Source organism: Alloscardovia sp. HMSC034E08, assembly GCF_001813415.1.
Taxonomy (GTDB): domain Bacteria; phylum Actinomycetota; class Actinomycetes; order Actinomycetales; family Bifidobacteriaceae; genus Alloscardovia; species Alloscardovia omnicolens.
Genome location: NZ_KV812468.1, coordinates 1,350,291 through 1,358,122, shown reverse-complemented (window position 1 = coordinate 1,358,122; position 7,832 = coordinate 1,350,291). Strand labels below are relative to the sequence as shown.

At 46.2% G+C, this 7,832-nt stretch carries 10 protein-coding genes and 1 tRNA gene; 8 read left to right on the top strand and 3 right to left on the bottom strand.

The features are described from left to right. The first annotated feature begins 417 nt into the window (after positions 1-417). The 6 genes from HMPREF2909_RS07435 to HMPREF2909_RS09075 all read left to right on the top strand — a co-directional run bounded on the left by HMPREF2909_RS07435 (position 418) and on the right by HMPREF2909_RS09075 (position 3,757). The gene (locus HMPREF2909_RS07435; RefSeq protein WP_071415790.1) at positions 418-1,254 is read left to right on the top strand and encodes an alpha/beta hydrolase; all 837 of its coding nucleotides are present in this window, start codon (positions 418-420) and stop codon (positions 1,252-1,254) included. 133 nt (positions 1,255-1,387) lie between these two features. Further along, positions 1,388-1,507: a hypothetical protein gene (locus HMPREF2909_RS09550; protein ID WP_246815534.1), complete on the top strand. Its 120-nt coding sequence runs from the start codon at positions 1,388-1,390 to the stop codon at positions 1,505-1,507. Then, positions 1,479-1,685 carry a hypothetical protein gene (locus HMPREF2909_RS09545; protein ID WP_246815533.1) on the top strand — a complete coding sequence of 69 codons (207 nt, stop codon included), beginning with the start codon at positions 1,479-1,481 and terminating at the stop codon, positions 1,683-1,685. The genes HMPREF2909_RS09550 and HMPREF2909_RS09545 overlap by 29 nt, the downstream gene beginning before the upstream one ends. A 66-nt stretch (positions 1,686-1,751) precedes the next feature. Next, complete coding sequence (locus HMPREF2909_RS09540) at positions 1,752-2,030, top strand: Fic family protein (RefSeq protein WP_071415788.1); 279 nt, start codon at positions 1,752-1,754, stop codon at positions 2,028-2,030. A 1,131-nt stretch (positions 2,031-3,161) separates the two neighbouring features. After that, positions 3,162-3,410, top strand: a complete 249-nt coding sequence (locus HMPREF2909_RS07420; RefSeq protein WP_071415787.1) for a cation-transporting P-type ATPase — start codon at positions 3,162-3,164, stop codon at positions 3,408-3,410. Beyond that, complete coding sequence (locus tag HMPREF2909_RS09075; protein WP_148130827.1) at positions 3,374-3,757, top strand: hypothetical protein; 384 nt, start codon at positions 3,374-3,376, stop codon at positions 3,755-3,757. Before HMPREF2909_RS07420 ends, HMPREF2909_RS09075 begins: the two co-directional genes overlap by 37 nt. Before the next feature lie 434 nt (positions 3,758-4,191). Here the strand turns inward: HMPREF2909_RS09075 and HMPREF2909_RS07410 are convergent. The 3 genes from HMPREF2909_RS07410 to xseA all read right to left on the bottom strand — a co-directional run bounded on the left by HMPREF2909_RS07410 (position 4,192) and on the right by xseA (position 5,936). Further along, positions 4,192-4,264: transfer RNA gene (locus HMPREF2909_RS07410), tRNA-Arg, on the bottom strand. 120 nt (positions 4,265-4,384) lie between these two features. Then, on the bottom strand, positions 4,385-4,654 hold the full coding sequence (locus HMPREF2909_RS07405) for an exodeoxyribonuclease VII small subunit (RefSeq protein ID WP_071415785.1): 270 nt from the start codon (positions 4,652-4,654) through the stop codon (positions 4,385-4,387). A 1-nt stretch (position 4,655) separates the two neighbouring features. Then, positions 4,656-5,936 carry an exodeoxyribonuclease VII large subunit gene (xseA, locus tag HMPREF2909_RS07400; protein ID WP_071415784.1) on the bottom strand — a complete coding sequence of 427 codons (1,281 nt, stop codon included), beginning with the start codon at positions 5,934-5,936 and terminating at the stop codon, positions 4,656-4,658. Between the two features lie 158 nt (positions 5,937-6,094). Between xseA and HMPREF2909_RS07395 the strand changes: the two genes are divergently transcribed. Together HMPREF2909_RS07395 and HMPREF2909_RS07390 are read left to right on the top strand one after the other, a co-directional pair. Beyond that, on the top strand, positions 6,095-6,658 hold the full coding sequence (locus HMPREF2909_RS07395) for a GNAT family N-acetyltransferase (protein ID WP_049188589.1): 564 nt from the start codon (positions 6,095-6,097) through the stop codon (positions 6,656-6,658). A gap of 519 nt (positions 6,659-7,177) precedes the next feature. After that, a partial coding sequence (locus HMPREF2909_RS07390) for a class I tRNA ligase family protein (RefSeq protein ID WP_148130849.1) occupies positions 7,178-7,832 on the top strand: 655 nt, incomplete at its 3' end.

The following is a 7,832-nucleotide window of genomic DNA, read 5'->3' as shown; positions in this document are numbered from 1 at the left end:
AGTTGATTCCTCGGGATGTTATGTGTTAAGACATCGCTTCGGTGTGAATGTGGTTTGGCTTCATAAGTGAAGTCGATACGCGCAACCGATATGACAGTTTTGAAGCCATTTTTGCGCATCAAAACTGTCATAACAGGTGTATTAATCGGTTAAGCAGCAGGGTCGATAGCAACAGATCTTCGGATTTAACGTAGTGTGAAGCCTGATTGCCCGGAACAGCTGCTAGTCATGCACGTGCAGACTCCAAAACCCCACTAAAATCTTATGAACAGTTTTCTGATTGCCTTATCATCAGCAGTCTCGCGTGCTCGCTCTCTCGCTCTGTTTGTACCTACACTCTCGCGCGCCTTCGTCCTCGCAAACTCAGTAATATCAAGCTACTTCTGTAATAACGAGCATTGAATATAATATGAAGCCATGAAGTTGTGGAAGAAAATCGTTATTACTCTTGTCACTTTGCTCGCGCTTACTGCGGTTGCGGGCGTGATAACATTCAACATTTTAACTTACAAACCAACTCAATCAGCGCTTTTTTACGCTGAGCAGAGCGAGGAACCTGCTGTAGAACGTAGCGATGAACTCAAAGCAGGACGCGGTGAAAAACAAGCCGAAAAACTCAAAGATGTGCGTGTGTTTTCCGCGCTCTCAGCTGGGCAATCACGAGAAACCGACCCAGCAGCTAATATCATATTTTATGGTGGAGCTTTCGTAGATGAACGTAGTTATTCTCAGCTTGGCGCTCAACTTGCTGATAACGGCTATAATTTTTACCTCATTCATTCGCCATTGAATGTGCCGTTTTTAGCGCTTGCGAAAGCGCAACAGATTATTCACCACTACAATCTGAAAAATGTGTATCTTGGTGGGCATTCTTTGGGTGGAGTGGTTGCTGCCATGAATGCTAGCAATATTTTGAGCGACAGTAGTAGCCAGAGCAAGAACAATAATAGTGATAAAAATATTGAAGGATTGATTTTCTTAGCATCTTATCCGCCTGAGTCGGTTGATCTATCGAATAGTTCTCTGCGCGTGCTTTCGCTTACCGCTTCGAACGATCAGGTTCTTAACCGTTCTGCGTATGACGCAGCGAAAAACCGTTTACCTGCTAACACTTTGTATAAGACTATAGAGGGCGGCAATCATAGCGGCTTTGGATTGTACGGTCAGCAACGAGGAGATGGTATAGCAAGCATTACCGCTGAGCAACAGCAAGAACAGATTGTTCAGGATATTAGCGAGTTTATAGCACAGTAGAAATCTTTACTTTGACCCCAATATTTTTATAATAAGTAAAGATATTTGGGGGATATAAGATACGTACGATTATTCAGCGCCTCAATCTTTACTTAAGGAACGCGGTTTAAACAAATCTCAGCTGACTGAGTTAGTGTATATATCCTCGCGAACGATTGCAAAAGTAGTTCGTGGGGAGAAGCTGAGTTATTCCGTTATTGCTAAACTATGCGCCTATTTTGAGTGTGAATCTCAAAATATCTATCGAGAATAACGATCCTATCCGTGTAAACGATGTAGTAGAAACGATTAACCATTTTCGTGCTACTGATTACTGCATAAATGTTGCAGAAGAGCCACTTACTGAAGATATTATTGAGCAGATGCATTACGTGCTCAAACGCGGCACATCTGATGAGAGCTTACCTTTTACCTTGGTTTCGCGTCGGTGAATATAAGCAGCGTCCCAATGTGATCGTGGCCACGAGACAGTATCGCCTGAGCGAGTTACTTACGTTATGTCTCAACTTCTTTCTGCATATGAAACGAAAGATGTTGTAACTTTCGAGGATATTGTTGATTTTCATTACCGTTTCGAGGCAATCTATTCGTTCCAAGACGGCAATGGTAGAGTAGGGCGTCTGATTGCTCTGAAAGAATGTTTGCGTCACAACATCGTTCCTTTCATTATTGAGGACAGTAAGAAATACTCTTATTATCGAGATCTTCACGGATACAATAACCAACCAGGATTCGAGGGTGCCAGTTTTTTGTGTATGTGGTTTTGTCGGATTTGACTCGCAGACACAGGTGTTGATTATGTAACTGAGTGTAGGTGACACTGATATTCGGTAAGTCATACCTGTGAGATGGTACTTGATGAGCGAGGTTCTTCTGTGGGGTATGCGATTTTGTATGCTCCCAGGCATGAAACGTTCAACGTAGCCTGACTGGGAGCAGTGTGTTGCCATGCAGCACTCTTAAATAAGAGCAATATCTCTTATATGTTGTGTGTGCTGCAAGAGAAAGACGAAAGGTTATGGTGTGCACAGTATATCGGCTAACCTTTTTTGGTTGACTGTGTGATGAACCAAGATATCCTAAGGTCAAGCACAACCTCATTGCGAACAGCCTCAAGACCCTGAAAAATAACTCACCATAGGGCAACCCACCATTTACACAAAAAATCCGACACCCTCTACAATAACCAACCAGTATTCCTTGTTAATACGTGCTATGACGGGCAAGATACCTTCACTCGACTTATGGCGATGGTTGGGTTGTTCACATAGAGATAAACAAATAGGAAAACGAATTATAAGTTAAAGAAAATTTAAAGGAATCAATACTGTGGCATAGATACCAAGTAGCTGCTCGGTTTGTGCACAATAGCGCGCACATTCTGTTCATACGATGCCATCTGTATTGCCTTACTCATCGCCACTGTAAGAAAACTGCGAAAGCAACATAAACATGGTGATAGTAAGGATGAGCATGCCGGTTTACGCTGAGCAGCACGTTCGCATGAGTAGTTCGTACTGGTGCATATTCGCTGTTCAAAGGTGTCCTTCATGAGCTCAGATAATCATGAGTTTATGTACTTGCTTCATGCTCGAGACAATAACGGTTGACGCTCCTGCACTGTGTGTATTCAACGCATAGTGCTCGCTCGATGGACTACAACTGATTGTAGAACCGTCCAAAAGCGCCATTGCATTGCATAATGCACGTTCAATCTGGTCAGGCCTGCCATATTCCTGTTTGCCACTGCGTTTGCTTGCGCTTGCAGAGCTGTTACCGAACACTTACCGAGCGCCCGCACTGAGCAGAGCAAACCGCAAACACCGCAAACACCGCAAACACAACAAACACAACAAAACTAAAAACAAACACAAAAACGTACAACATAAAAAGAAAGGCGCTGACCTATGAACTACTGGAACGAACAGTCCCAGCAGGTAATTGGCCATCTATCCACATCGCAAACCCAAGGACTTACTCAAGAAGAAGCTCACGCACGCCTCGAAAATAACGGTGCGAACGAATTCAAAAAACCGCCAACAGAGTCTTTGGCACACATGATTCTTCGACAATTCAAAGACATCGCCACCGGTTTTGCCTTCGGTTTCGTGAACAAGCTGTGCGGCAAGTTTACGCTGTACTTGGGCGTTGCCTGATTCATCGCCTCGAACCTGCGAGCGGTTCCAGCTTCTGGCTCTTGGTTGCCGGCCTGTTCTTATCGAGTATCCTTGGTTCGTGGTGCTTCCCATACATCTTTAGCAACCTCGATACCTTGACCACGAAGAACACCGTAACTTTGGCTACCTCGCTCATCTTTATCGGTTGCAATATCGGCAACTTTATCGCACCAATAGCCATGAGCGCTATGCAGTTTATGACCGGTAGCAACGCTTTAACTGCTCCGTTCTACATTTTCGCCGGCATTCTCGTGGCTGTGCTGATTGTGCTGGTTGTGGTGAACCGCAAGGCTGCTGGCGCTGCAGCTGAGGTTGCTACAGTTTAAGTAAGCGTTTCCTGTTTCTTTCTCTCCACACAAACCCTTCTTTCTCGTGATTGCTGTTCTTGGCAATGCGGGGGAGAAGCGTTTTGTTGTTGTGGTGGTGTGGCAGGGTTTGCACGTGGCGCTATGTGCAAAGGCTTCAGCACTGCCTCGTGTTTTAACCTTCACTCGTGCGTTTGCGTGTAAAACATACCACGAAAAATTGACCATGTGACCGTTCACATTTGTGGCAGCCTTTACGCGTAAACTCAGGTGTAAAGGCTGCCACATAATTTTTAGTTCAGAAGCACAGTTGAGGTTGAGATAGTACTGGAACGATGTGTTGAAACAGTACAGACGTAATTTGCTGTGACTATTTCGTTTTTTCTAGGTAAAGAAAGGTTGTAGAGGGGGAGTTCGTCGCCTATAAACGTTGAAAATAAAGGCTTTCTGTTTTGTGCCTCGGATGCGATTCGAACGCACGACACCCGCTTTAGGAGAGCGGTGCTCTATCCCCTGAGCTACCGAGGCAAATAGGAGTACCTGCATTAAAGGCGCAGTACCCGTAAAAAGTGTACACGGTTTTACGCAATTGCGCACACAAGCGTTTTATCGTGTGCGTGCGCAAGAATACACAGAACTTACGTAAACTTACTCGTTTCCCTGCGTTCCTGCATTAGCTTGGAACTGGGCTTGAGATTCCTGAACTTCATTAAGTTTTTTAGCTACTTCATCGAGCAGAGATTGTGCGTGCTTAGCGAGTGCTTCACCCAACTCCCATTGATACATGGAATCGTTAAGTTCCAAGCCGCCCGCTTCCAACTTCTGCACAACCTGAACAAGCTGATCTCGAGCTTGTTCATACGTCATATTTTCTATTGCTGAGAGCTGTTCGCCAGTTAAATGTGTATTGTTTGCCATGTTAGTCCTCCATTATTGTTTCGTTTACGGTAGCGTTGAGTTTGCCACTCTTAAGCATTACGCTTATGCCCTCGCCAGCTGTCAATGCGTTTGCAACATCAATAACCGTTCCATCTGCTTTTTGCACAACAGCATAGCCGCGGTTCAATGTGGATTGAGGAGATAGAGCGGTAAGGGTAGCGTGTAGTTTATCGATAGTCGATGTGGCTTCAGCCGTCATAAAGTTCATTGCAGTATTCAGTCGCGTGCGAGCTTCCTTAACAAACTGCTGAGGTTTATCGAGAATAGACTGAGGATGCGTCAGGCTTGGACGTTGCGTGTAGGCAGATAAACGTTGCTGTTCAGTAGAAACCTTATTGTGCAGAGAGCCAAATATACGGGTTCGTGTTTCAGAAACAAGCGATAATTCCTCGCGCACATCCGGAACAATCCTTTTAGCTGCATCTGTTGGGGTAGAAGCGCGCAAATCAGCAGCCAAATCAATCAAGGTCCAGTCATCTTCGTGTCCGATAGCTGATACTAAAGGTGTAACGCAATCTGCAGCCGCACGAACAACGCCTTCGTCCGAAAAACCAATCAAATCCTCAAAAGCACCGCCTCCGCGCGCAACAATAATAACATCTACAGAAGGGTCAGCATCTAACTGAGCTATCGCAGTAATCACTTCACTCGGACAGGACGGACCTTGCACATGCACATGCTGTACAGAAAACTCAATACTTGGCCAGCGCAAACGAGCGTTAGTAATAACATCGCCTTCAGCGCGCGCTCCAGGAGCACAAATCAAACCAATGCGTTGCGGAAAAGCAGGGAGAGGAACCTTGCGGTCATCGTCAAACAGTCCTTCACCTTTGAGTTTCTTGCGTAACTGTTCAATCTGCTCCATGAGACCGCCCTTGCCCACATGGTGAATCTCGTCAGCGCGAAAACTAAGCGAGGTGCGAGGCTGATACATATTCGCTTTGCCGTGAATAACAACTAAATCGCCTTGGGTAAATTTAGCTGCTTCATAGGCAGGGGCACCGAAGAAAACCACGTCCATCTGCGTTGTGGTTTGATTATCGCGCAAAGTCATATACACCTGACCTGCGCGGCGTGCATTAATCTGATGCACCTGACCAGTAATCCAAGCAGCAGGCCAGCGATCCACAGCATCGGCAAACTTACTGCTGATAAGCGAAACTGGCCACGGATTATCTTTCGTGGTATCTCGTGCCATAGCAGGCAAGGGCTGCTGAGGCGATGAGCTGTGCGGATCTAACTGCTCGTAACTGTTCATCATGCTTCTAGGATATTAGAGCAAGCTGACACGATGGCAAGGTTTATGAACGGTTGAGAAGCGCTCAAAGATCATGAAAAGAGATGCGCGTGTTTCGTGAGCATTGCGTGCAGTAGAATCAACAAACAGAAAATTGTATGAATGTTTAAGAAAGAACGCATATGAGCGAATTAACACAGCCGAGTCAGAACCTCATCTTACGACCAACCGAGCGTGGAGATGTGCCTGCAATCATGGTTATGGTCAACGCAGCTAAAGCTATGCTTAAAGCCGATAATAGCTCGCAATGGCAGAGCGGGTATCCCAACGAATACTCATTTTATGCAGATATTGATGCTGGGTCGAGCTTTGTTTTATGTGAAGAAAATGCTGGACAAGTGGTTGCTACAGCAAGTATTTCTTTTGGTGAGGAAGCCGGTTACAGTGCGCTGATTAGCGGAGAATGGGCATATCCTGAGGAAGAGTATGGTGATTATGCTGTGGTTCATCGCGTGGCAGTACATCCTGATTATTGCGGACAGCACGTGGCAGATCAACTATTTTTAGCGCTTTTTGAGGTTATTATTCAGCAAGGTATTCGCACAGTGCGTGTAGATACACACCGCAAAAATCAGCGGATGCAAAACGTACTGGCTCGTTTAGGCTTTAGCGTGAGCGGCGAAATAACAGTAGATCATGATCCGCTCGACCCGAAACGCTTGTGCTACGAGAAATTACTGCGGTAGGTGTTATATGAAGCGCGCTGAGAGAGCGTTCTGAGAGAGAGCGTGCTGATAGCTTATAGTAAGTGCGCGCGAAAGTTCCAGAGAAAAGTTTCAAAGAAAAACGCGCAGTATCTTAAAATCGCTCGGCTTTGCTATCATAAGCAACCAGAAGTTAGTTCTGCTAAGTAAAACGCTCGGCAGAAGAGACAGCTAACGACCATGATCCGTTATCAGCGGGGAGTCATCGGAAGAAAAACCGTGCTTGTGCGGCTTAACGAACAGAACAAAGCGATATGCTTGAACGGTTCGTTGCTCAAAGCTTCAAAAGCGGTTGATTAGACCCGACGGAGCAGACCGGATTCTGTGAAGAGGTACTGTGCAGTCTCGGCGCAGTGCAACCGAGGTGGTACCGCGGGGTGTAAAAGTTGAAGCTGGCATAAGCAGAAGCTTTCGCACATCGTCCTCACGTGAATACAGGTAGCGAAATTTCGCACCACATATGAAGTGAACAAACACGAGTTTTCACGAGAGGCGAGGCGCATGAGTAATCGCGTGTATCCTAAGGCTGTGACGGATAGGTCGTTCGAGACCATCACTCCAAGCCCTCATTTCCCAGCTATGGAAGAGTCTGTGCTCAAGTATTGGGACGTCGACGACACATTCCGTCGTTCCATTGCACAGCGCGATAGCGGTAATGCTAACGACGAATTCGTTTTCTTCGATGGTCCTCCATTTGCTAATGGTCTGCCACATTATGGTCATTTGCTCACCGGTTATGCCAAGGATGTTATTCCTCGTTTCCACACCATGCTCGGCAAGAAGGTTAACCGCGTGTTCGGTTGGGATACCCACGGTTTGCCTGCAGAGTTGGAAGCTGAGAAGGAATTAGGCATCACCAACAAGTCGCAGATCGACGAGATGGGTATTAAGGCCTTTAACGAGGCGTGCCGCCGTTCCGTGCTTAAGTACACGCAGGAATGGAAGGACTACATTCACCGTCAGGCTCGCTGGGTAGATTTCGAAAACGGCTACAAGACCCTCAACGTTTCCTACATGGAGTCTGTAATCTGGGCGTTTAAGCAGCTCTACGATCGCGACCTCGCATACCAGGGCTTCCGCGTTCTGCCTTACTGCTGGAAAGATGAAACACCTCTGTCTGCACATGAGTTGCGTATGGATGCAGATGTGTATCAAG